Genomic DNA, 21,386 nt, shown 5'->3' with positions numbered 1-21,386 from the left:
CAATTTGGAACCGCCAACATGTTTGCCATTGGACCTACCTGGACCACCGAGCGCGTCGAACTCCTGAAAAGCCATTTTGAAGCCGGCCTCTCCTGCCGCGAGATCGCCGCCAGTATCGGCGTCAGCCGCAACGCCGTGATCGGCAAACTTTCCCGCCTCGGTCTGACGCGCGGCGAGTTCAGCACCGAAGCGCGCCCGGCCAAAAAGGAGCGCGCCTCCAGATCGATTCCGCGGCTGCAGTATCAGATGCTGCGAACGGTCTACGAGGACGGCGAACCCGTCTACGCCGCGCCTGTCGTGAGCGAGCGCCGCTGCTCGCTGTTGGAACTCAGCGAGCAACGCTGCCGTTGGCCAATCAGCACGCCCGGCGCCGACGACTTTTGCTTCTGCGGCAACACGCCACTCGAAGGCGCGCCCTATTGCGCCGGGCACACCCGCCTCGCCTACCGCTCCGGCTCACGCCAGCGCGTCGCGAGGGGATAATCCCCGCGCGCCGGCAATAGCGTTTTCGAGCGAAGCATGCCCTCGGACTTGATCCGTGGGTGGACACCGGTTCGCGTAAAGAAAACGCGTCAAAACATGAAGGTTTAGCCCAGCCGCCAGCCGACCTCCTCGGCAAAGCTCTGGTAGAACTCCGGCGTATAGGCCTTCTCCGGCGTCTGGCGCACGCGCTCGTCGAGCGTGTGGGCGTCGTCGCCGACCAGGATGCGCCATCGCTCGGCCTTGACGCCGTCGAGAATGATCTTTGCCGCGACCGCCGCCGTGGTCGGCGCCTCGTCGCGGAAACTGCGGGCGCGATCGAGCGCGATCTTCTGGATATCGTCGTCCGACATCGCACCGGTATCGACGCCCATGCCCTTCAGCCGCTGGCGCGCCGACAGGACCTCGTTCGGACTCAATTGATCGGACTCCGTGCCGCTGATGATCTTGCGCGAGTTGGAAACGATCGAGGTGCCGATATGGCCGGGCATCACCACCGAGCATTTGATGTGCGGGGCGTTGAGCCGCAGGTCGTTCATCAGCGCCTCGGTGAATCCCTTCACCGCAAACTTGGCGGAGGCGTAAGCCGTGTGCGACACGCCCGGGCCGACGGAGGCCCAGAAACCGTTGACGCTTGACGTGTTGACGATGTGGCCCTCGTCGGCCTTCATCATCAGCGGCAGGAAGGTGCGGACGCCAAGATAGACACCGCCCCAGCAGATGTTGAAGGTGCGTTCCCACGCCTCGCGGGTGTTGGTGAACAGGCTGCCGCCGCCGCCGATGCCGGCATTGTTGAACAGCAGATGGATCTTGTCGGTCGCCTGCTGCTCGATCATTTCGTCGCGAAACCGCGTCAGATGGTCCTCGATCGAGACGTCGGCGGCGTGGGTGGTGACGCGCAGCCCCTGCGGCAGCTTTTCCGCCTCGCACAACCGCTTGGTCTCGGCCATCGCCTCCATGGAGACGTCACACATCGCGACGTTGCAGCCCTCGGCAACAAGCTGGCGCGCCAGCTCGCGGCCCATGCCCGTGCCGCCTCCGGTGATAACGGCGAATTTTCCGGCAAAATCCTTCATGGAGTTTCCTGACAATTTTCTTGAGATTTTTGGGGAGCAGCGAATGGCGCAAGCGTGGCCCCATTCCCGGAGCGGGAACGTCGGCAATCTACGATCGATCCTCAGGGAGTTCAACGCGGCCAGGGATTGGCCCGAAACCGGGGAACTTTCATCGCGCGCCGTTGTTTGAACCTAATCGGTGCGACCGAGACCTAACCAACAGGAGCACTCGATTCCAGGAGGTTGGAATGACCCACTGGCATGACTCGATGGTCGATCAACCCGAGACCGCCGGCCCGGCCTACGCCGCCGGCTGGACCATCAGTGGACTGGCGGTACTCGGTGTCATCCTCGGCATCTGGGTTCTCGGAATCTAGCCCCCTTCACGCCGCTGAGAACCGAGCGTGACGCCGTCGCGGTCACGTGTCCAGCATCCGGCGCCCAACCTATTCCGCCGCCCGCACCTGCTTTCCACTCAACAGACCCAGCCCTTCCAGCGCCTTCCTGATCGCAGCCTGCTGCGCGGGCGAGGCCTCCGGCATCGGCGCGCGCGACCCTTGACGGCGTCCCAGAGTTCGACCGAAGCCATGCGCCGGAAGTGATCGACCATCGCCACACCGGGGCCAGCATGATGATTGCGGTTTCGCTGGCCTCGATGCAGCGTCGGCTATTGAACGTTACTACTGAACGCTAGCCTTGGCCCCGGCTGTGGCGGAACCTGTGACGCGTCCAGGTCGCTTTTTCAGGAATATGCTGACGGTACACTGCTTCTTCGGATCCTCGCACACGTAGTCGCATAGCGTGCTGCCACAAGCGCCGCTGCATTTGGTTTTGCCTTCGCACTGCTTCTTCACGTCACCCTGCGTGGTGGTGAGCACGGTAACGGCCGAAGCCTCGCTCGCCACGAAGCCGAAGGCGGCGAAGGCAACAATGAAGACTAACTTTCGCATCTCAGTTCTCCTCTTGAGAAAAACGACACGACCATTTGCCCCCGCTGAAATTTTATCATGGCAACCCTTGAGCTACCTGTGTGTCACTTCACTATCTGTAAGAGAAACCGCTTTCGCTTCCCAAAATGACCTGTCTCGGACTCAAAAGCCCGATCGACCGGCGCACAGCGTCCGGCATTTGCAATTCTGCAACCTGTAGGAAGGCACAGGGCCCCATGCCCCGGCGGCGGCTTGTCAGGCCTGAAAGGTTCCGCTTTGCCTGCTTGCGCCCCGGCCTGATCGAAGCTAATGGAACGGCATCGGAGCGTGGCGCAGCCCGGTTAGCGCACTAGTCTGGGAGACTAGGGGTCGGAGGTTCAAATCCTCTCGCTCCGACCATTATCTACCAATATCCCGAGCAAATACCTGCGGCACGAAGCGGTCCGGACGCCCGCCCCTCAGCCGTCCTTCAGCGCGTTGTCGAGCAGTTGCCGGCAGGCCAGCAGGTCCTGCAGCACGCGTTCAAGGCGCTCGCGGTCCCTGCCCTCAACCGGCCCGGGGACGGGCTTGCTCTTGACGAACGACGGCACCACGATGCCGTCCTCGTCGGTTTCGACGAAGCGATAATCGATCTCTTTGGATTCTTCCGTCTCGTAGTCGTCGTCATCGACACCGACGATCGGGATCTCGCTTTCATCGGGCTCCTGCAGGCTGAGGCCGATCGCCTCCTCAACCGCGCCGAATGAGACGGCCGAGGTCTGGTCGGCGAGGCCCTGCACCGATTTGATGCCATGCTCTTTCAGGATCCGCTGCACGCCGCGGATCGTATAGCCCTCGCCGTAGAGCAGGCGACGGATGCCCTTGAGCAGATCGACATCGTCGGGCCGGTAATAGCGCCGGCCACCGCTGCGCTTCATCGGCTTGATCTGGGCGAACCGCGTCTCCCAAAACCGCAGCACGTGCTGGGGAATGTCGAGTTCTTCAGCGACTTCGCTGATGGTTCGGAACGCATCCGGCGCCTTGTCCAAATGCTCGCTCCTCTCAGCTCACTCTATTCAAGGGTAAGGTTCTAGTCTTCCTTGCCGTCGCCATTGGCGACCGCATGACCATTGATCCGCTGCTTCAGTATCGCCGACGGCTTGAACACCATTACGCGACGTGGCGAGATCGGCACTTCAGTACCCGTCTTCGGATTACGTCCGATACGCTGACCCTTCTTGCGCACCATGAAGGAACCGAACGACGACAGCTTCACCGTCTCGCCCTTCTCGAGGCAATCAGTGATCTCTTTCAAAACAAGCTCGACAAACGCAGAGGATTCCGTTCGCGACAAGCCCACCTTCTGGTAGACTGCCTCGCACAAATCGACGCGTGTGACTGTTTTTCCGGTCCCGGTCATCGCCTGCCCCGCACTCTCGGCGAACAATTTATTCCCTGAAATTATGAGCTTAGCACGCAATGGTCAACAGCCACCATCATGCATGCGCATGAAAACACGCAACAAATTTGATCGATATTCTATGCCGCGCTCACCAGCGCAGGAGCGCGGAACCCCAGGTGAAGCCTCCGCCCATCGCTTCGAACAGCACCAGATCGCCTTTCTTCACGCGTCCGTCGTTCACGGCGACCGCCAGCGCCAGCGGGATCGAGGCCGCCGACGTGTTGCCGTGCAAGTCGACCGTCAGCACCACCTTCTGCGGCGCAATATGGAGCTTGTGCGCTGAAGCATCGATGATTCGCTTGTTGGCCTGGTGCGGCACGAACCAGTCGATGTCCTCGGCCGTGGTGCCGGTGGCGTTGAAGGCATCCACGATCACGTCGGTGATCATGCCGACCGCGTGCTTGAACACCTCGCGGCCTTCCATCCGAAGGTGACCCACGGTCTGGGTCGAGGACGGACCGCCATCGACAAACAACTTCGCCTTGTGCCGGCCGTCGGAGCGCAGATGCGTAGTCAATATGCCGCGGTCGGAGGATAGGCCCGGCTGTTCCTGGGCCTCGAGCACGACCGCTCCGGCACCGTCGCCGAACAGCACGCAGGTGCCGCGATCGCTCCAGTCGAGGATGCGCGAAAATGTCTCGGCGCCGATCACCAGCGCACGCTTGAAGGCGCCGGAGCGCAGGAAGTTGTCGGCGGTAGCGAGCGCAAACACGAAGCCGGAGCACACCGCCTGCAGGTCGAAGGCCGCGCCATGGTTGATGCCGAGTCCGTGCTGCACCGCGACGGCGGTCGCCGGAAAAGTGTTGTCCGGCGTCGAGGTCGCCAGCACGATCAGGTCGATCGCCTGCGCATCGATACCGGCATGCTCGAGCGCGGCGCGCGCCGCGTTGATCGCCAGATGCGAGGTGAACTCGCCGTCGGCGGCGATGTGGCGCTCCCGGATCCCGGTGCGCTGTACGATCCAGTCGTCGGAGGTATCGATGCGAGCCGCCAGCTCGGCATTGGTCAGTACTTTCTGCGGCAGGTAAGAGCCGCAGCCCAGCACGACCGAACGTTTGGAAATCACGAGACAGCCTCCTGCGCGGTCTGCGCCTGAGCCAGCGCACTTCCGTCGCGATTAAGCATCTGATTGATCTTGGTGAGGAGATCGCAGCGGACCATCTCATAGCCAACATCGACCGCAGAGGCAAAGCCTTCGGCGTTGATTCCGCCATGGCTCTTGACCACCACGCCCTTGAGCCCGAGCATCACTCCACCGTTGGACTTGTTGGGGTCGAGCTTGTCGCGCAGCGCCTTGAAGGCCTTGCGGGCGAACAGATAACCGATCCGGGACATCAGGCTGGCCGACATGGCCTGACGCAAGAAATCCGCCATCTGACGTGCAGTCCCTTCCGCGGCCTTCAGCGCGATGTTGCCGCTAAAACCTTCCGACACGATCACGTCGGCGGCGCCCATGCCGATCCCGTCGCCCTCGACAAAGCCGATATATTCGAGTTCCGGCAGGTTCATCGCGCGCAACTGTTCGGAAGCCTTGCGAATCTCCTCGCCGCCCTTGACCTCCTCGACCCCGATATTGAGCAGGCCGACGGTTGGGCGCGGCTTGCCGAACAGCACGCTCGCCATCGCGCCGCCCATGACAGCCAGCGCCACCAGGTGGTGATGGTCGCCGCCGATGCTGGCGCCGAGATCAAGCACGACCGACTCGCCGCGTGCCGTAGGCCACACGCCGGCAATGGCCGGACGATCGATCCCCGGCATTGTGTGCAGGTGGAAGCGCGCCATCGCCATCAGCGCGCCGGTATTGCCCGCGGAAACCGCGACATGGGCTTCGCCCTTCTTAACGGCGTCGATCGCAAGCCACATCGACGAACTCTTGCGCCCGCGGCGCAGCGCCTGGCTCGGCTTGTCGTGCATGGCGACGGTCACGTCGGTATGGACCACGCGCGAGGCTGCCTTGAGCGCCGGATATTTCGCGAGCTGCTCGTCGATCAGCTTGCTGTCGCCATAAAGCAGAAATTCGGCGTCGGGATGCCGACTCAACGAGATCGCGGCGCCGGGAATGACAACCGATGCGCCGACATCGCCACCCATGGCGTCAAGCGCGATTCGAACCTTTTGAGGCATGAACGTCCCAGAAACCTGATCTCTTGCGGCCCTCGTCGAGCCCGGCCGCGCACTGGAAAAGGCACCGCCGCAGCGGAGCTCGGCAAAGCGCTGTACAGCGCCTCCGCCGGGCCGCGACAATAGCGTGTCCCCGTCCCGACACAACCTCTTGACCACTGTCTTTTGGCAAACGGGACCAGCGTGACCCGGATTCGAGACTAGCTTATAAAGCCATACAATTCAACAGTTTATACCAAGTTCCTCGCAAAACAAGGCAACCACCTCAACCGGAATGCGACCCGACCGTCGCCTTAAACGGCGAGTCACGTTCCTTTGGGTTTCTTTTTGCCGGGCTTTTTCGGCTCGTCCTTGAGCGCCTTCAAGGCTGCAAACGGGTGATCCTCGGGATCCTCGGCCTCAACCAGGGGTTCGAAAACCGCGTCGGGTTTGCGCGGATAGGGATTCACCGCGAGATACAGCGCGTCGGTGGCGACCCTGCCGAGATCGATGAAGCCGTTCTCGATCGGCTCCGGCGGGTCCGGCGTATCCCCGTCGCTCTGCTCGGCGTCATCGACCAGTGCGGCCATTTCCGGGATCTGGTCCGGTGGCACGAAGGTCAGATCGACCGGCTCGTCGATATCGCTTTCCATCGGTTCGAGCGTCACCACGCAGGTCTGTCCGATCCGCGCCCGGACATGGCCCGCGACATGGTAGCGGCCGCCGCTCTTCGGCGTGACGTCGAACGAAGCCTGCGCCGAAAGCACCTCGCGCAAATCGCCGACATCGGCAATCGCATGGCGAACGGCCTCGTCGGCCTGGAGGTCGCGATGCAGGCCCGTGTCCGGGATTTGCGCGACCGCCAGGGGGACGCGCCAAGGATCTGGCTTCAGCGGATCTCGCTTCTCTGTCATGCCGCTGTTGCTCATTGCTCTCGGTCCACGTTGTCAGGCACGGGAAACTTCGCCGAACTACCCAGCAGCGTAGCGTCGTCGAGGCTGTCCAGGGCGGCCATAGCCGCCTCGGCATAAGCTGCGAGCCGGCCGGCCTTTTCGATGTGTTCGCCGTTCAGGATATTCTTGCACAGCGCCTGCGCCAACGCCTCGCGGCCCCCGGTCAGCGCGAGATCGTAGGCCGCGGTCCGGCCGTAAAAGGCCTCCCCAAAGGCCTGCATCTTCTTCGGCACGGTGAGGTCGCCGACCCCCATTTCGCGAAGATTATCGTCCATATCGTTGCAAAAATGGTCGAACAGGGCCTGCGACAGCGCCGCGCCACCGCTTGCCGACTTCAACCGCCGCAAAACCAGCCACAAATGCAGCAGCAGCAGGTCAAAACGGCCGTTAACCGTATCAGGCACCCCCATTGCCCGATAAAACGTCGGTTCTCGTGTCTGCGTCACGATCATGCCATAGATGGCTTCAATGGTGCCGCGCTGGGGCGACCGGGGTTTCCTGAAGTGATTGAACGGCCAAAGCATTGTGGGTCCCGGATGCGGACCCCCAAGGTTTCCTTGTTGGGAGCTCGCGCATGTTGCAATCCTGCGTGCTGCCCGGTACGTCAACGCCTCGCGCGATGCAAGAGGACGGGCTAGTTCCTGATATGACCGAAACGAGCCACAGACGCCGATGCGCGCCCTCGCCGCGCCGCCTGACCGCGCGCTGGCGCGGTTTCCGCGCGGTCGCCGCCATAGCCCTGATGTGCGCAGCACTCGGCGCCTGCACCGGCGAACAGTTCCAGAAGGGCTACATCCTGCCGCCCGGCGCGCTCGAGCAGATTCCGATCGGCGCCAGCCAGGATCAGGTGCTGATCGTGATGGGAACGCCCTCCACCGTCGCCACACTCAACGGCGAAGTGTTCTACTACATCTCGCAACGCTCCGAGCGCAAAGTCGCCTTCATGAACCAGCAGGTCGTCGACCAGCGGGTGATCGCGATCTATTTCGACAAGAACCGCCAGGTGCAGCGGCTCGCCAATTACGGGCTGCAGGACGGCAGAATCTTTGACTTCATCAGCCGCACCACGCCGACCTCCGGCCAGGAGCTCAGCTATCTGACGCCGCTGTTCAAGCTGCTCAGCTTCAACTAGACGCCCAACCGCCGCCTATTCGACACCCCGCGCGGCTCGACCTGCGCCAAGTCGCCCGCTTGCCCCATTGTCGCGGGGTCCCTACGCTCCCAGCGAAATAACATTTCAGCAGGGAGCGAACGTGTGACCAGCAAAGCTTTTTCTCGCCGCCGCGTCTTGACCGCGGCCACGGCCATTTCGGCCGCAGCTATTTTGCCGCGCGCGAGCGTTGGCGCCGACTGGCGGCCGACGGAAACCGTCCGCATCATCGTGCCGGCCGCGGCCGGCGGCACCACCGACGTGATGGGGCGGCTGCTGGCAGCGCACCTGCAGAGCGCCTGGGGCCAGTCCGCAGTGGTGGAAAACCGTTCCGGTGGCGGCGGCACCATCGGCACCGTCGAGGTGATCCGCCAGAAGGGCGACGGTCACACCATCCTGATCGGCAATCCCGGCCCCAACGCCATCGCCTACAGCATCTTCCGCAACCTGAACTACAAGGCGGACCAGTTGCAGGCCGTTTCCAACCTGATCCGGACACCGAATATCGTATCGGCGCATCCATCGACCGGCATCAAGTCGATCGCCGAACTGATCGCCTACATCAAGGTCAACCCCGACAAGCTGAACTACGCTTCCTCAGGCGTGGGCCAGAGCCCTCACCTCACCGGCGCCTGGTTCCTGCAACTGACCGGCCTGAAGATGGTGCATGTGCCGTTCCGCGGCGCAGGCCCGGCGCTGCAGGCCGCCCTCGCCGGCGACATCCAGATCCTGTTCGACAACCTGTTCCCGTCGCTTCCGCAAACACAGGAAGGCAAGCTGACCGCGCTCGCGGTCACCACGCCCGAGCGCAGTGCCGTGGCGCCGAACATTCCGACCATGCGCGAGAGCGCGCCAGAGTTGGCGAAATTCGATGTCTCCTCGTGGTTCGGCGTATTCCTGCCGAAGGCCGCACCCGCCCCTGTCGTCGATGCCCTCAACAAGGAAATCAAGACGATGCTCGAGCGCGAGGACGTCAAGAAGACCGTCGCGGCCATGGGGGCGCGCACCGACTGGGGTACGCCGCAGCAGTATTCTGATTTCGTGCAGGCCGAGACGGTGAAGTTCGCCGAGATCATCAAGCGCGAAGGCTTGCAGATGGACGTGAACTGAGTCTGCGCGACTAGAGCCTTTTCGGTTCTGATTGAATCAGAACCGGTCTCTAGTCTTTTTGTTTTGACGCGTTTTCTTGACGCGAACCGGCGTCCACTTCGCTCGAAAACGCTATGGCTACGACGACTTGTTGATCTTCTTGACCTTGGCGTCGGTGGCGTCGATCGCCATCGCCAGTTCCAGGATTGCCTTCGACAGCAGTTCGGTGGCCTCTTTCTGATCCTGCGACTTGGCGGCGCGGAGTGCGTAATTCCGGGCGGATGAGAGCGACATCAGTTGGTCTCCTTGTTGTCAGCGTGTGAGTCTCGGCGGATATCGTTTGAATTCAACGCAGCAAAAACCCCGCGGCTCGCGCCGCGGGGTTTTCGTTTGGATCAGTCCTCGCGGGCTTAGTGCGCGAGGATCGCCAGCAGCAGCAATGCCACGATGTTGGTGATCTTGATCATCGGGTTGACCGCGGGGCCGGCCGTATCCTTGTAGGGATCGCCGACGGTGTCGCCGGTCACAGCCGCCTTGTGGGCATCGGAGCCCTTGCCGCCGTAGTGGCCGTCCTCGATGTACTTCTTGGCGTTGTCCCAGGCGCCGCCGCCCGAGGTCATCGAGATCGCGACGAACAGACCGGTCACGATCACGCCGAGCAGCATGGCGCCGACGGACGAGAACGCCGCCGACTTGCCGGCCGGACCACCGCCCGCAATCGCATAGATCAGGAAGTAGACGACGATCGGCGACAGCACCGGCAGCAGCGACGGAATGATCATTTCCTTGATCGCCGCCTTGGTCAGCAGGTCGACCGCCCGACCGTAATCGGGCTTGTCGGTCCCCTGCATGATGCCGGGCTTCTCACGGAACTGACGCCGCACTTCCTCGACGATCGCGCCGGCCGCACGGCCGACCGCGGTCATGCCCATCGCGCCGAACAGATACGGCAGCAGGCCGCCGAACAGCAGGCCGACCACGACGTAGGGATTGTTCAGCGAGAAGTCGGGCAGCACGCCCTGGAAGTACGGATACTTCGTGGCGTTGGCGATGAAGAACTTGAGATCTTCATTGTAGGCCGCGAACAGCACCAGCGCGCCGAGACCGGCCGAGCCGATCGCGTAGCCCTTGGTAACCGCCTTGGTGGTGTTGCCGACCGCGTCGAGCGCGTCGGTGGCTTTACGCACTTCCTTCGGCAGCCCGGCCATTTCGGCAATGCCGCCGGCGTTGTCGGTGACGGGGCCGAAGGCGTCCAGCGCTACGATCATGCCGGCCAGTGCCAGCATCGTCGTGGTCGCAATCGCGATGCCGAACAGGCCGGCAAGGCTGTAGGTGACGAGGATGCCGGCGATGATCACGAGCGCCGGACCGGCGGTCGATTCCATCGAGATCGCCAGACCCTGGATCACGTTGGTGCCGTGGCCGGTGACCGACGACGCCGCGATCGACTTCACCGGACGATAGTCGGTGCCGGTGTAGTATTCGGTGATCCAGATGATCAGGCCGGTAACGACGAGACCGACGACGCCGCATTCGAACAGCGCCATGCCGGTATATTTCACGCCCGCCAGCGGACCGAAACCGATCAGCCAGTTGATGACGCCGCCAACGGCCAGCAGCGACAGGATGCCGGTCGCGATCAGGCCCTTGTACAGCGCGCCCATGATGGACTGGCTGGCGCCGAGCTTGACGAAGAAGGTGCCGATGATCGAGGTGATGATGCAGGCGCCGCCAATGGCCAGCGGCAGCGTCATCATGTTCACCAAGAGCGGCGAGGTCGCGAAGAAGATCGCGGCGAGCACCATGGTGGCGACCGCGGTCACCGCATAGGTCTCGAACAGGTCGGCGGCCATGCCGGCGCAATCGCCGACGTTGTCACCGACGTTGTCGGCGATCGTGGCCGGGTTGCGCGGATCGTCCTCGGGAATGCCGGCTTCGACCTTGCCGACGAGATCGCCGCCGACGTCAGCGCCCTTGGTGAAGATACCGCCGCCGAGACGGGCGAAGATCGAGATCAACGAGGCGCCAAAGCCGAGCGCGACCATCGCGTCGATCACGGTGCGGCTGTTGGCAGCAAGGCCCAACATCTGCGTCAGATAGGCGAAATAGATGGTGACGCCGAGCAGCGCCAGACCCGCCACCAGCATGCCGGTGATCGCGCCGGCCTTGAAGGCCAGCTCAAGTCCGCCGGCCAGCGAGATCGTCGCGGCCTGCGCGGTGCGCACGTTGGCGCGAACCGAGACGTTCATGCCGATGAAGCCGGCCGCACCCGACAGGATCGCGCCGATCAGGAAGCCGATCGCGACGAGCATGCCGAGGAAGTAGGCGAGTAGCGCGAAGATCACGATACCGACCATGCCGATCGTCATGTACTGGCGCTTGAGATAGGCCTGCGCGCCTTCGGCGACCGCGGCTGCGATCTCCTGCATGCGCGGATTGCCGGCGTCCGCTTTCAACACGGAAGCCGTCGCCCAAATGGCGTAAACGATCGAAAGCGCTCCGCAGAGCACAATCACCCATAATGCTGTCATTGACGTTTGCCTCAGATTTTCTTGAACGACCCCCACGCCTTCTCCGCGGGACGCGGCAGGCGCATAAAAAGGAGGCCAACCCTGCCCAAAAGGGCGGCCTCAAATTTGGCGGGACCATGCCAAAATCGTCTCCCCGGCGCAACGCCGGGAGGCGCAAAAAACGTCGATTTTGGAAAGGAATCAGGGGTAAAACCCCGACGAATTGCCGCCGTGGCCGAGGCTGGCCGCTTCCGTAGCGGCAAAACGCAAAAACCCGCCCAACCCCTTCTCGGGACGGGCGGGCTCACTGGCCATTTCAGTACATCCGCGAAACGACCGCTTCGAGGCCTTAGGCCAGCGACAGGTTTTCCGCGCTGACCTTGCCCCGCATCTTGTCGGTCTTCAGTTCGTACTGAACCTTCTGGCCTTCGGCCAGACCGCCGAGACCGGCGCGCTCGACGGCGGAGATGTGAACGAACACATCCTTGCTGCCATCGCTCGGCTCAATGAAACCGAAACCCTTTTGACCGTTGAACCACTTCACTGTTCCCGTAGCCATTTTCTCTTCTCCAAAGCACATAGGCTTTTTATTCCGCACGGCGATCGCACGGATTCAAAATCCAATCTCACGACGATGTCTCTGGAAGATGCCCTAACAGGCGCGTTCAAAAAGGCACGGCGGTAATCGAATGCGCCCACACGTATAGGTTTGCCCGGGAAATTACAATGGCCGCCGGGAAATAAAGGCTGAGAGGTTAATGCGCCAACCGTCAGAAATGGCTGTAGGACAGCCGTTCCAGCGCGAGTTCCCTGCCCTGTTTGTCGATGAACCTGGGCGCTGAGGTTCCCGCGACCACCGTTCCGATCGAACTCACCGCGACGCCGGCACGCTGCACGGCCTGCGCGAACGCCATCACGCGATCCTCGGGGATCGTGCACATGATTTCGTAATCGTCGCCACCGGCGATCAGCGTTTCCACCCCGACAACGCCGCGCGCGACCAGATCCCGCGCGGCGTCGGACAGCGGGATCGACGCGAGATCGATTGCTGCGGAGACACCGGACACGCCGCAGAGTTTTGCGAGATCGCCGGCGAGACCGTCCGACACATCCATCGCCGCACTGGCATGCTCGCGGACGATTTCGGCGAGCGCCACGCGCGGCTGCGGTATGCGATAGCGCCCGACCAGCATCGCGCGCGCGGCTGCATCGCTCGTAGCCGCGTGGACCTTGCCGCCTTTAAGCACGGCAAGCCCTAGCACGGCGTCACCGATGGTGCCCGTCACCATGATGCGCTCGCCGAGCCTGGCGCCGCTGCGGTGAACCATTTTGCCCGCCGGCACCCGACCGAACGCCGTCACCGAGATCATCAGCGGCCCCGGCGTGGAGACCGTATCGCCGCCGAGCAGCGGACAACCGAATTGCGTGGCATCCTCGCCGAGCGCGGTGGCAAAGGGCTGCAACCAGCCTTCGTCGGCGCTGCGCAGCGCCAGCGTCAGCACGAAACCGGCCGACGTGGCGCCCTTCGCCGCGAGATCGGACAGGTTCACCCGCAGCGCCTTACGCGCGATGGTGTCGGGCGGATCGTCGGGCAGGAAATGCACGCCTTCAACGATGGCGTCGGTCGTGACCACGATGTCGTCGCCATTGGCCTTCAACGCAGCCGCGTCGTCGTCGAGCCCGAAGGCGCCGGGGTCGGTCGCAAGCGGCCGGAAATAGCGCGCGATCAGCGAATCCTCGCCGGACGCGGGCTTGCCGCTAGCCACGCGCGAACTCGTCAGCGCGGAATTGCCGCGCGATCTGGTCGAGCACCGCGTTGACCATACCGGTCTCTTCGGGTTCGACAAAGGCGTGCGCGACGTCGACATATTCGGACACGACCACGCGGCCGGGCACGTCCTTGCGGTGCTCCAGTTCGTAGCTGCCCGCCCGCAGCACCGCGCGCAGAATCGCGTCGATCCGCTTCAAGGGCCAGCCTTTCGACAAGGCGTCGTCGATCAGAGGATCGAGCTTGGCCTGGTCGCGCACCACGCCGGACACGACGTCGCGGAAGAACGCGGCTTCCGCCGGCAGATATTTGTCGCCCTCGACCTCGTTGCCGAGCCAGTGGCTTTCGAACTCGGCGAAGATGTCGTTGATGCCGGCGCCGCCAATGTCCATCTGGTACAGCGCCTGCACGGCGGCGAGCCGCGCCGCGCCGCGACGGTTGGCTTTCTTGTCGGGATTCTTGGCCGGCTTTTTGTTGTCTGCCATCATCAGGCCTTTGCCAGCCGTCGCTTGATCCGCAGCATCGCCAGCGCCGCGCGCGCCGCGTCACCGCCCTTGTTGAGTTCGCTGGCCCGCGCCCGCGCCCAGGCCTGCGCCTCGGTATTGACGGTGATGATGCCGTTGCCGAGCGGGAATTTCCTTGCGACCGCAAGGTCCATCAGCGCGCGCGAGGATTCCATCGAGACGATCTCGAAGTGGATGGTATCGCCTCGCACCACGCAGCCGAGTGCAATGGCCGCATCATAGGGCTTGCCGTTCGCCTCAGCCGCGTCGATCGCAATCGCGATCGCGGCCGGGATTTCCAGCGAACCGGGAACGGTGATGACGTCATGAGTGACGCCGGCCGCCTTCAACTCGGTAACGGCGCCTTCCAGCAGCGCATCCTGAATGTCGTCATAAAACCGCGCCTCGACGATCAGCGCGCGCGCGCCTTTGATGTCGGTCTGGTCTTTCAGCGGTGCGCGCCGTGCGTCTGCCATTACGTTCTTTCGTCTCTGCGCCCTCTTATTGAGGGGCGTCCATTAGGATTGAGCGGGCGTTTTAAGCGCCGCATGTGACCCTGTCACTTCATTTCCGACAGCCGCGCCGCATAGCGGGCCATCAGGTCGACTTCGATATTGACCTCGCTGCCGGCGTGCCAGCCACCCAGCGTGGTGACGCTGAGCGTATGCGGGATGATCAGCACCGAAAACACGACGTCTTCGACCGTATTCACGGTGAGCGACACGCCGTCCAGCGTGATCGAGCCCTTGGTGGCGATGAAACGCGCGAGTTCCCTAGTGGTGCGTAGTTCGAACCGGGCCATATCGGGCAGATCGTCGCGCTTGACGATGGTAGCGATCCCATCGGCGTGACCGGCGACGATGTGGCCGCCGAGTTCGTCGCCGATCTTCAGGGCGCGCTCGAGATTGAGCTTTGTCCCCTTGGCCCAATGCTTGGCTGTAGTCATGCCGAGCGTCTCGGCGGCGGCATCGACCTCGAACCAGGTCTTCCCGCCGTCGACGCCGGAGCCGACCACCGTCAGGCAGACGCCGTTGCAGGCGATCGAGGCGCCGTCGGCGATCGTCTTCTGATCGTAGACGCAGGCGATCTGCATCCGGTGCAACTGGCCCTGCGCGGTCGGCGTGAGACGAGTGATCTCGCCAATGTCGGTGACAATTCCGGTGAACATGAGAGTCTCTTTAATGGACCATGATCTTATCGGAAAACCGGTTCCCACTTTTCCGGATCATGGTCTCTCGTAAATCGTAAGAGTGTCTTTATCCAGCGTTTCGCTAGCACGTGTCTTGAACGCGGGCGACCCGGTAATGGCCGACAGCGGCAATGCGTCCAGCGCGGGAATGCCGTCCGCGCCGATATTTTCCGGACCACGCAGCAGCCAGACTTCGTCGACGAGGCCTGCCGCAACAAAGGATGACGCCACCCGCGCCCCGCCTTCGATCATCAGCCGCGAAATGCCCTTCTCCGACAGCGTATGCAGCACGGCCGACAGGTCGAGCCCGCGCGGGTTGGCCGTGGCGGCGACATGGATCACCTGGGCCCCCGCCGCGCCGAGCTTGGCGGCAGCCGGGGCTTCGGCAAGGCCCGAAGTCATCACCCACAGCGGCGTCTGGCGCGCGGAATGAACGAGCTTGCTGGTCCCCGGGATCCGCAACGCACGATCCAGCACCACCCGGACCGGCGAGCGCGCCTCCATTCCCGGCAGGCGGCAGGTCAGCATGGGATCGTCGGCCCGCACGGTACCGATGCCGACAAGGATGGCATCGCATTGCGCGCGCAGCAGGTGCACGCGGGTTCTGGCCGCCTCGCCGGTGATCGCCACCGGCTTGTGGCCGGCGGCGGCGATCTTGTCGTCGGCGGAGACCGCGAGCTTCAGGATCACATGCGGGCGTTTGTCACGGATGCGCCTGAAGTGGCCGGCGTGATCGCGCGCGGCGTCCGCCGCACCGAGACCGACATCGACGACGATCCCGGCGGCGCGCAGTTTGGCGTGGCCCTGTCCTGCTACTTCCGGATTGGGATCCTCGATCGCCGACACCACGCGCGCAATGCCTGACGCGATCACGGCATCGACGCAGGGCGGCGATTTGCCGAAATGCGAACAGGGCTCCAGCGTCACATACAATGTGGCGCCGCGCGCAGCCTCGCCGGCGCGCTTCAAGGCTTCGGGCTCGGCATGCGGCCGTCCGCCCGGTTGGGTCCAGCCGCGGCCGACGATGACGCCATCCTTCACGACGACGGCGCCGACGGCAGGATTGGGCCAGGTACGGCCCTGCCCGCGCCGGCCGAGCGCCAGCGCAAGCTGCATGAAGCGCTGGTCGGCGGCTTTCGCTTCCTTGGATTTCTGGGCGTACTGATCTTCCAGAATGCGGAAGATCATTTGCGTAACGTGGCGACCCGCGCGTCGTCTTCGGCGGAGAGTTCGCCGAGCACGGCTTCAAAGTCCTTGGCTTCGCGGAAATTGCGATAGACCGAGGCGAAGCGGACATAGGCGACGTCGTCGAGCCCGCGCAGATGCTCCATCACGATCTCGCCGATGGCCTCGGATGATACTTCCGCCTCGCCGCCGCTTTCGAGTTCACGCACGATCGCCGAAACCATCTTCTCGACCCGTTCGGGATCGACCGGCCGCTTGCGCAGACTGATCTGCAGCGAGCGCACCAGCTTGTCGCGGTCGAACGGCACCCTTCGGCCGTTGCGCTTGATCACGGTGAGTTCGCGCAACTGCACCCGCTCGAAGGTGGTGAAGCGGAAATTGCAGGCGATGCACACCCGCCGCCGCCGGATCACAGCCGAATCCTCGGTCGGACGCGAGTCCTTCACCTGGGTATCGAGACTGTTGCAACTCGGACAGCGCATTCCGGACGACCTTTACCGCGAGACCTTATTGATAGATCGGAAACTTGTCGGTGAGCGCCTTGACGCGTTCCTTGATGGCGGCTTCGACCAGCGGCGCCTTGCCGTCGGGCGACTGCGCCAGCGCATTGAGCACCTCGGCGATCATGCCGCCGACCTGTTTGAACTCGGCGACGCCGAAGCCGCGCGTGGTAGCGGCCGGTGTGCCGAGACGCAGGCCCGAGGTCACGAACGGCTTTTCCGGATCGTAGGGAATGCCGTTCTTGTTGCAGGTGATCGCGGCGCGCACCAGCGCCTTTTCCGAAACATTGCCCTTCAGGCCCTTCGGCCTGAGGTCAACCAGCATCAGATGGTTGTCGGTGCCGCCGGAAACGATATCGAGGCCGTGGCCGCGCAGCGTCTCCGCCAGCGCCTTGGCGTTCTCGACCACGTTCTTGGCGTAGATCTTGAAGTCCGGACGCAGCGCTTCGCCGAACGCGACAGCCTTGGCGGCGATCACATGCATCAGCGGGCCGCCCTGCAGACCCGGGAAGATCGCCGAGTTCAGCTTCTTGGCGAGCGCCTCGTCGTTACAGAGGATCAGGCCGCCGCGCGGGCCGCGCAGCGACTTGTGCGTGGTTGTCGTGGTGACGTGCGCATGGGGCACCGGCGAGGCATGGACGCCGCCGGCAACGAGGCCGGCGAAATGCGCCATGTCGACCAGCAGGTAGGCGCCGACACTGTCGGCGATCTCGCGGAAGCGCTTGAAGTCCCAGGCCCGCGAATAGGCCGAACCGCCGGCGATGATCAGCTTCGGCCGCGCCTGCTCGGCCAGTTTCGCCACTTCATCCATGTCGATGATCTGGTCCTCGCGCCGCACCGTGTAGTGCGCGGCCTTGAACCACTTGCCGGACATGTTGACAGGCGAACCGTGGGTGAGATGGCCGCCGGCGGCGAGATCGAGACCCATGAAGGTATCGCCGGGCTGCAGCAGCGCCAGAAACACCGCCTGGTTCATCTGGCTGCCCGAATTGGGCTGGACGTTGGCAAAGCCGGCCCCGAACAGCTTCTTGGCGCGCTCGATCGCCAGCGTCTCGGCGACATCGACCCACTCGCAGCCGCCGTAATAGCGGTTGCCCGGATAGCCTTCCGCGTACTTGTTCGTCATCACCGAGCCCTGTGCTTCCAGCACCGCGCGGCTGACGATGTTCTCGGAGGCGATCAGCTCGATCTCGTGGCGCTGACGGCCGAGTTCGCCCTTGATGGCGGCGGCAATTTCCGGGTCAGCCTCGGCCAGCGTGGCCGAGAAGAACGAGTCGGGCGCGGAGGCGGTTTTTGCGCTGGAGGACGAGGAGGTCATGGGGCCAAATATCTCCACCGCCGCAAGCCCTTAGGGGCAAAGCGGTCGGTCACGTGTGGCGGTCGAAAGAAGCATTTGCGAGATACCACATCGCCCGGAATTGGCCAAGCACTTGCGGTATACCCCTGATATTTATGCAAGATATGGTGGATAGGACGGGTTCCAAGTCCCGTCGCCCAAGGGGGCGCGCCCGTCATTCCGGGATGGTCCGAAGGACCAGACCTCAGGGGTGCAATTCCACCCCGGGGAATCTCGAGATTCCCCAATGTGCAATTGCACATCTGAGGTTCGCTTCGCGCCCCGGAATGACAGCCACTTCCCCTACGCAAACCTATACGCCCCGCCCTTCTCGACCGAGCGCTGGAACGCCGGCCGCGCGTGCATCCGGGTCAGCCAGGCGGCGAGGTTCGGATACGGTCCGAGCTTGTCGAACGCTTTGGCCATTTCAGCCACGAAGCTCATCTGGATATCGGCGCCCGTCAGCGACGGGCCGACGAAGAACTCGCGGCCCTTCAGCGCGCTATCGACATAGCCGAGATGGTTGGCGATCTCGCTGTCGATGCGCGGATGCAGCGGCGCGCCCGCTTCCTTCAACCTGCCGACATAGAGGTTCAGCATCAGCGGCAGCATCGCCGAGCCTTCGGAGTAATGCAGCCACTCGTTATAGGCCTCATGGTCGGCGCTGCCGGCGGCCGGCATCATCGCCCCCTTGCCGTAGCGGCGAATGATGTAATCGACGATCGCGGCCGATTCCGCGATCCGCACATCGCCGTCGGTGATGACGGGCGACTTGCCGAGCGGATGAACCTTCGCGAGTTCCGGCGGCGCCAGCCGCGTCACCGCATCGCGCTGGTAGCACTTCATCTCATAGGGCGTGCCCAGTTCTTCGAGCAGCCACAGAATCCGCTGCGAGCGGGAGTCGTTGAGATGGTGAAGCGTGAGCATGGGGGTTTCCTCGGGGGTGTTGTTGTTGGACGCGAAAATCGACCTTAGGCCGATGACGTTGAGCTGTCATTCCGGGGCGATGCGAAGCATCGAACCTCAGATGTGCAATTGCACCCCTGAGGTCTGGTGCTACGCACCATCCCGGAATGACGAAGGATAGATACAAGTCCGCATTCTCGCCGCGCGATGCGCCCGGAGTTTTGCTGGAAACCTCGCCCTCTTCAACAGAGGGCGCGGGGAAGACCGGGTGCGCGCTGCACCCGCGGTCTCGCGTGCGATTGTGCAAAACAAAGCTGCACACGAGCATACAGGTTCAGCGGAGAACACCCGGCCTCCCCCACGCAATGGCTTTACGGCTTATACGAGTTCGCCTTGGTGACCGGCTTTCTTGCCACCATCATCAGTGAGAGGCTTTCGCTTCCACATGACTTGACGCCAGCACCGGGGCGTCAGGCCCACACGACTTCACCGTACGCTAGTGACCACGCTCGTCAGTCGCAGCCTTCGCGTCCATCGCATCCCACCGCACGGTCGTGACGATCGCGATCGCCCCTCTTGTCGCGGTAGACGGGCGAAGTTGAACTCCTGATTTGCCCGACGGCGCAAAGGAAATATTTTTGCCGGCGGCGCTTGACGCGAATTCAGGTGATTTGCCCGTCGGGTTACTTTGTCGCAGTTATTGCCGCAGAGTCCGCTTGCGTTGACAACGAAGCAGCGCGGCTCGGGCCGCTGGCGCCGTAGAGAAATCAGACGCTATGCAACGATTGCCCGGACCAGCAAGAACGCGCCCGCTGCGCACAACGCGACGCCGGCGGCGCGGCTGAGCGTGCGGCCGATCGGCAGCAACTTTTCGGCGCCGACATAGAGCGCGATGCCGGCAATCCAGCCAAGGTTCATGACCCCGCCCACGAACAACAGCGCCATCAGGAACCAGCAACAGCCGAGGCAGTAGCCTCCATGCCGCAGTCCCATGCGCAACGCACCCGCTGCACCGGGTTGCCAGTACTGGCTCAGGAACAGCACCGGGCTCTGGCAGTAACGCAGGCAGGCGGTCTTGAGCGGCGTGAACTGGTAAAGTCCTGCGGCCAGCAGCACGAGGCCGCCGAGCACGGCGCTGGTGCTGGCCATGGCCATCGACAACAGCCCGGCATGTTCGAGCGCCCGCTGCGCCAGCACCGCGACAAGGCTGAACCCCGCCCACATCAGCAGATAGCCGCTGCAAAAGATCCAGGCTTGCGCGGAGGGATGATCCGCGGACCCCTGCTTGCGCCGGATGGCCGCGAACAGCAGGATCGTCGGGGCGGCGCTCGGCACCATCATCGCGATCATCATGACCCACCACATGACGAACACAAGCGCGGCGTAGAACGGCGACCACGGCATCGGCATGTCCATCGCCATGTCGGCCATGTCGGTGTCCATGCCTGCCCCGGCGGCCAGATAGACCCAGGCCAACGCCACCACGACGGCGAGCCCCGCGGCAACGATCAGGCGGTCGCGCCGCAGCAGGTATTCCAGCGCCAACAGCTCAGCCATCGGGCCTCACTCCAGCGTCAAGGACTGCTCGTCAAGCACAGCTCCTTGCACGGCCTCACGCCGCAACCCCGTCGGGCGTCTGGACGACGTTGGCGAGCGAGCTGTGCGTGCCCTTGGTGTCGAATTTGAGCGCCCCGGTCGAGTGGATGTTGGCGGAGGCAACCTCGGCGGACCGGTGCTCGAAGCCCTCGGGCATCACCACCTGAATTCGATGCGCCGTACCCGTCACCGGGTTCTTGATCGGCTCGACATCGGTCTCCAGCACGCCCTTGGCGACGAGCCGCGCGACGCGTCCGTTCTTGTCGAACGAGAATTCGATCGGCACGAACAGTGGATCATGGATCTTGCTCACGATCAGGCTAAAGATCTGGAACAGGGTGCCTTCGGCCGAATTCTTGCCCGACATGATCGCGAAAAGGGCCTGGCGTTGTTCCGGCGTGGCGCGCTCGTCGATGATCGGCTGCATCTGGCCATTGCCCTCGTGCAGCGCTCCGGGAAAATCAACGGTGGCCGCGAACACGAGGCCATCGAGTTTGGTGCCTTCGAAGTGCCCTTTGGTGATTCTCATGGCGACCATGCCCTTGCAGGAGCCGTGAGTCGGCAGGGCATTGAAATCGCAGGGACAGCCGAATGCGCAATTGCAGTTCTTGATCCATTCGCCTTCAAGACGCCAGTCGGATGCAGCCATGACGCACCTCCCATCGCGTTAACAGCGGGACCATGCAGCTGCCTGAA

Annotated in this window: 25 protein-coding genes and 1 tRNA gene; 5 read left to right on the top strand and 21 right to left on the bottom strand. The window is 63.4% G+C overall.

The genetic code is table 11. The features are described from left to right. The first annotated feature begins 18 nt into the window (after positions 1-18). Positions 19-483, top strand: coding sequence for a GcrA family cell cycle regulator (locus tag FFI89_RS15640; protein ID WP_138837973.1), 465 nt, complete (start codon positions 19-21; stop codon positions 481-483). A gap of 104 nt (positions 484-587) precedes the next feature. On the opposite strand, the gene FFI89_RS15635 is transcribed toward FFI89_RS15640, so the two are convergent. After that, positions 588-1,556, bottom strand: coding sequence for an SDR family oxidoreductase (locus FFI89_RS15635; protein WP_138837971.1), 969 nt, complete (start codon positions 1,554-1,556; stop codon positions 588-590). Between the two features lie 227 nt (positions 1,557-1,783). On the opposite strand from FFI89_RS15635, the gene FFI89_RS35205 reads away from it, so the two are divergent. After that, on the top strand, positions 1,784-1,912 hold the full coding sequence (locus FFI89_RS35205; protein WP_256379189.1) for a hypothetical protein: 129 nt from the start codon (positions 1,784-1,786) through the stop codon (positions 1,910-1,912). Positions 1,913-2,215: 303 nt separating this feature from the next. Here the strand turns inward: FFI89_RS35205 and FFI89_RS15625 are convergent, their stop codons facing one another. Beyond that, positions 2,216-2,485: a hypothetical protein gene (locus FFI89_RS15625; protein ID WP_138837969.1), complete on the bottom strand. Its 270-nt coding sequence runs from the start codon at positions 2,483-2,485 to the stop codon at positions 2,216-2,218. Positions 2,486-2,785: 300 nt separating this feature from the next. Between FFI89_RS15625 and FFI89_RS15620 the strand changes: the two genes are divergently transcribed. After that, positions 2,786-2,863: transfer RNA gene (locus tag FFI89_RS15620), tRNA-Pro, on the top strand. A gap of 59 nt (positions 2,864-2,922) precedes the next feature. On the opposite strand, the gene FFI89_RS15615 is transcribed toward FFI89_RS15620, so the two are convergent. From FFI89_RS15615 to FFI89_RS15590, 6 genes are all read right to left on the bottom strand, one after another. Beyond that, positions 2,923-3,492, bottom strand: coding sequence for a MerR family transcriptional regulator (locus tag FFI89_RS15615; RefSeq protein ID WP_138837967.1), 570 nt, complete (start codon positions 3,490-3,492; stop codon positions 2,923-2,925). Positions 3,493-3,533: 41 nt separating this feature from the next. Beyond that, positions 3,534-3,863, bottom strand: coding sequence for an integration host factor subunit alpha (locus FFI89_RS15610; protein WP_138839307.1), 330 nt, complete (start codon positions 3,861-3,863; stop codon positions 3,534-3,536). Positions 3,864-3,993: 130 nt separating this feature from the next. Next, on the bottom strand, positions 3,994-4,971 hold the full coding sequence (locus FFI89_RS15605) for a beta-ketoacyl-ACP synthase III (protein WP_138837965.1): 978 nt from the start codon (positions 4,969-4,971) through the stop codon (positions 3,994-3,996). Next, the gene (gene plsX, locus FFI89_RS15600; RefSeq protein ID WP_138837963.1) at positions 4,968-6,029 is read right to left on the bottom strand and encodes a phosphate acyltransferase PlsX; all 1,062 of its coding nucleotides are present in this window, start codon (positions 6,027-6,029) and stop codon (positions 4,968-4,970) included. Before plsX ends, FFI89_RS15605 begins: the two co-directional genes overlap by 4 nt. A gap of 302 nt (positions 6,030-6,331) precedes the next feature. Then, positions 6,332-6,919, bottom strand: a complete 588-nt coding sequence (locus FFI89_RS15595; RefSeq protein ID WP_138837961.1) for a DUF177 domain-containing protein — start codon at positions 6,917-6,919, stop codon at positions 6,332-6,334. 11 nt (positions 6,920-6,930) lie between these two features. Beyond that, positions 6,931-7,482 carry a ubiquinol-cytochrome C chaperone family protein gene (locus FFI89_RS15590; protein WP_138837959.1) on the bottom strand — a complete coding sequence of 184 codons (552 nt, stop codon included), beginning with the start codon at positions 7,480-7,482 and terminating at the stop codon, positions 6,931-6,933. Positions 7,483-7,604: 122 nt separating this feature from the next. Here FFI89_RS15590 and FFI89_RS15585 point away from each other — a divergent pair, with 122 nt between their 5' ends. Both FFI89_RS15585 and FFI89_RS15580 read left to right on the top strand, forming a co-directional pair. Continuing rightward, positions 7,605-8,090: an outer membrane protein assembly factor BamE gene (locus FFI89_RS15585; protein WP_168212899.1), complete on the top strand. Its 486-nt coding sequence runs from the start codon at positions 7,605-7,607 to the stop codon at positions 8,088-8,090. A gap of 123 nt (positions 8,091-8,213) precedes the next feature. Next, positions 8,214-9,218, top strand: a complete 1,005-nt coding sequence (locus FFI89_RS15580) for a tripartite tricarboxylate transporter substrate binding protein (protein ID WP_138837955.1) — start codon at positions 8,214-8,216, stop codon at positions 9,216-9,218. A 117-nt stretch (positions 9,219-9,335) separates the two neighbouring features. Here FFI89_RS15580 and FFI89_RS34345 read toward each other — a convergent pair whose 3' ends face one another. The 13 genes from FFI89_RS34345 to FFI89_RS15515 form a co-directional block, all read right to left on the bottom strand. After that, positions 9,336-9,491 carry a hypothetical protein gene (locus FFI89_RS34345; RefSeq protein ID WP_168212898.1) on the bottom strand — a complete coding sequence of 52 codons (156 nt, stop codon included), beginning with the start codon at positions 9,489-9,491 and terminating at the stop codon, positions 9,336-9,338. 116 nt (positions 9,492-9,607) lie between these two features. After that, positions 9,608-11,728, bottom strand: a complete 2,121-nt coding sequence (locus FFI89_RS15575; RefSeq protein ID WP_138837953.1) for a sodium-translocating pyrophosphatase — start codon at positions 11,726-11,728, stop codon at positions 9,608-9,610. Between the two features lie 328 nt (positions 11,729-12,056). Beyond that, positions 12,057-12,266, bottom strand: coding sequence for a cold-shock protein (locus FFI89_RS15570; protein ID WP_138837951.1), 210 nt, complete (start codon positions 12,264-12,266; stop codon positions 12,057-12,059). A gap of 211 nt (positions 12,267-12,477) precedes the next feature. Next, positions 12,478-13,473, bottom strand: a complete 996-nt coding sequence (gene thiL / locus FFI89_RS15565) for a thiamine-phosphate kinase (RefSeq protein ID WP_246669467.1) — start codon at positions 13,471-13,473, stop codon at positions 12,478-12,480. After that, entirely contained in the window at positions 13,466-13,960 is a 495-nt protein-coding gene (gene nusB / locus FFI89_RS15560; protein ID WP_138839305.1) for a transcription antitermination factor NusB, read from the bottom strand. Before nusB ends, thiL begins: the two co-directional genes overlap by 8 nt. A gap of 2 nt (positions 13,961-13,962) precedes the next feature. Further along, positions 13,963-14,454 (bottom strand): 6,7-dimethyl-8-ribityllumazine synthase, encoded by a 492-nt coding sequence (ribH, locus tag FFI89_RS15555; RefSeq protein ID WP_138837946.1) that lies wholly within the window; start codon positions 14,452-14,454, stop codon positions 13,963-13,965. An 83-nt stretch (positions 14,455-14,537) separates the two neighbouring features. Then, positions 14,538-15,146, bottom strand: a complete 609-nt coding sequence (locus FFI89_RS15550) for a riboflavin synthase (protein WP_138837944.1) — start codon at positions 15,144-15,146, stop codon at positions 14,538-14,540. A gap of 57 nt (positions 15,147-15,203) precedes the next feature. Further along, on the bottom strand, positions 15,204-16,355 hold the full coding sequence (ribD, locus tag FFI89_RS15545; RefSeq protein ID WP_138837942.1) for a bifunctional diaminohydroxyphosphoribosylaminopyrimidine deaminase/5-amino-6-(5-phosphoribosylamino)uracil reductase RibD: 1,152 nt from the start codon (positions 16,353-16,355) through the stop codon (positions 15,204-15,206). Then, positions 16,352-16,834 carry a transcriptional regulator NrdR gene (gene nrdR, locus FFI89_RS15540; RefSeq protein WP_027537173.1) on the bottom strand — a complete coding sequence of 161 codons (483 nt, stop codon included), beginning with the start codon at positions 16,832-16,834 and terminating at the stop codon, positions 16,352-16,354. The genes ribD and nrdR overlap by 4 nt, the downstream gene beginning before the upstream one ends. A gap of 25 nt (positions 16,835-16,859) precedes the next feature. Continuing rightward, positions 16,860-18,170, bottom strand: coding sequence for a serine hydroxymethyltransferase (glyA, locus tag FFI89_RS15535; protein WP_138837940.1), 1,311 nt, complete (start codon positions 18,168-18,170; stop codon positions 16,860-16,862). 321 nt (positions 18,171-18,491) lie between these two features. Next, positions 18,492-19,115: a glutathione S-transferase family protein gene (locus FFI89_RS15530; RefSeq protein ID WP_138837938.1), complete on the bottom strand. Its 624-nt coding sequence runs from the start codon at positions 19,113-19,115 to the stop codon at positions 18,492-18,494. A 753-nt stretch (positions 19,116-19,868) separates the two neighbouring features. Further along, entirely contained in the window at positions 19,869-20,651 is a 783-nt protein-coding gene (locus FFI89_RS15520; protein ID WP_138837936.1) for a DUF2182 domain-containing protein, read from the bottom strand. 55 nt (positions 20,652-20,706) lie between these two features. Next, positions 20,707-21,339 carry a DUF1326 domain-containing protein gene (locus FFI89_RS15515; protein WP_138837934.1) on the bottom strand — a complete coding sequence of 211 codons (633 nt, stop codon included), beginning with the start codon at positions 21,337-21,339 and terminating at the stop codon, positions 20,707-20,709. Positions 21,340-21,386: the final 47 nt, after the last annotated feature.

This window comes from Bradyrhizobium sp. KBS0727 (genome assembly GCF_005937885.2).
GTDB lineage: Bacteria > Pseudomonadota > Alphaproteobacteria > Rhizobiales > Xanthobacteraceae > Bradyrhizobium.
Note: the sequence above shows the minus strand (reverse complement) of the source record. Positions and strands in the feature narration are given on the sequence as shown.

Coding starts and splice junctions, on each gene's coding strand:
- FFI89_RS15575 (WP_138837953.1), bottom strand. CDS start 11,728: ATGACAGCATTATGGGTGATTGTGCTCTGCGGAGCGCTTTCGATCGTT.
- FFI89_RS15590 (WP_138837959.1), bottom strand. CDS start 7,482: ATGCTTTGGCCGTTCAATCACTTCAGGAAACCCCGGTCGCCCCAGCGC.
- ribD (WP_138837942.1), bottom strand. CDS start 16,355: ATGATCTTCCGCATTCTGGAAGATCAGTACGCCCAGAAATCCAAGGAA.
- FFI89_RS15515 (WP_138837934.1), bottom strand. CDS start 21,339: ATGGCTGCATCCGACTGGCGTCTTGAAGGCGAATGGATCAAGAACTGC.
- FFI89_RS35205 (WP_256379189.1), top strand. CDS start 1,784: ATGACCCACTGGCATGACTCGATGGTCGATCAACCCGAGACCGCCGGC.
- FFI89_RS15610 (WP_138839307.1), bottom strand. CDS start 3,863: ATGACCGGGACCGGAAAAACAGTCACACGCGTCGATTTGTGCGAGGCA.
- ribH (WP_138837946.1), bottom strand. CDS start 14,454: ATGGCAGACGCACGGCGCGCACCGCTGAAAGACCAGACCGACATCAAA.
- FFI89_RS15520 (WP_138837936.1), bottom strand. CDS start 20,651: ATGGCTGAGCTGTTGGCGCTGGAATACCTGCTGCGGCGCGACCGCCTG.
- FFI89_RS15550 (WP_138837944.1), bottom strand. CDS start 15,146: ATGTTCACCGGAATTGTCACCGACATTGGCGAGATCACTCGTCTCACG.
- plsX (WP_138837963.1), bottom strand. CDS start 6,029: ATGCCTCAAAAGGTTCGAATCGCGCTTGACGCCATGGGTGGCGATGTC.
- FFI89_RS15595 (WP_138837961.1), bottom strand. CDS start 6,919: ATGACAGAGAAGCGAGATCCGCTGAAGCCAGATCCTTGGCGCGTCCCC.
- FFI89_RS15570 (WP_138837951.1), bottom strand. CDS start 12,266: ATGGCTACGGGAACAGTGAAGTGGTTCAACGGTCAAAAGGGTTTCGGT.
- FFI89_RS15625 (WP_138837969.1), bottom strand. CDS start 2,485: ATGCGAAAGTTAGTCTTCATTGTTGCCTTCGCCGCCTTCGGCTTCGTG.
- nrdR (WP_027537173.1), bottom strand. CDS start 16,834: ATGCGCTGTCCGAGTTGCAACAGTCTCGATACCCAGGTGAAGGACTCG.
- FFI89_RS15640 (WP_138837973.1), top strand. CDS start 19: ATGTTTGCCATTGGACCTACCTGGACCACCGAGCGCGTCGAACTCCTG.
- nusB (WP_138839305.1), bottom strand. CDS start 13,960: ATGGCAGACAACAAAAAGCCGGCCAAGAATCCCGACAAGAAAGCCAAC.
- FFI89_RS34345 (WP_168212898.1), bottom strand. CDS start 9,491: ATGTCGCTCTCATCCGCCCGGAATTACGCACTCCGCGCCGCCAAGTCG.
- FFI89_RS15530 (WP_138837938.1), bottom strand. CDS start 19,115: ATGCTCACGCTTCACCATCTCAACGACTCCCGCTCGCAGCGGATTCTG.
- FFI89_RS15635 (WP_138837971.1), bottom strand. CDS start 1,556: ATGAAGGATTTTGCCGGAAAATTCGCCGTTATCACCGGAGGCGGCACG.
- FFI89_RS15585 (WP_168212899.1), top strand. CDS start 7,605: ATGACCGAAACGAGCCACAGACGCCGATGCGCGCCCTCGCCGCGCCGC.
- glyA (WP_138837940.1), bottom strand. CDS start 18,170: ATGACCTCCTCGTCCTCCAGCGCAAAAACCGCCTCCGCGCCCGACTCG.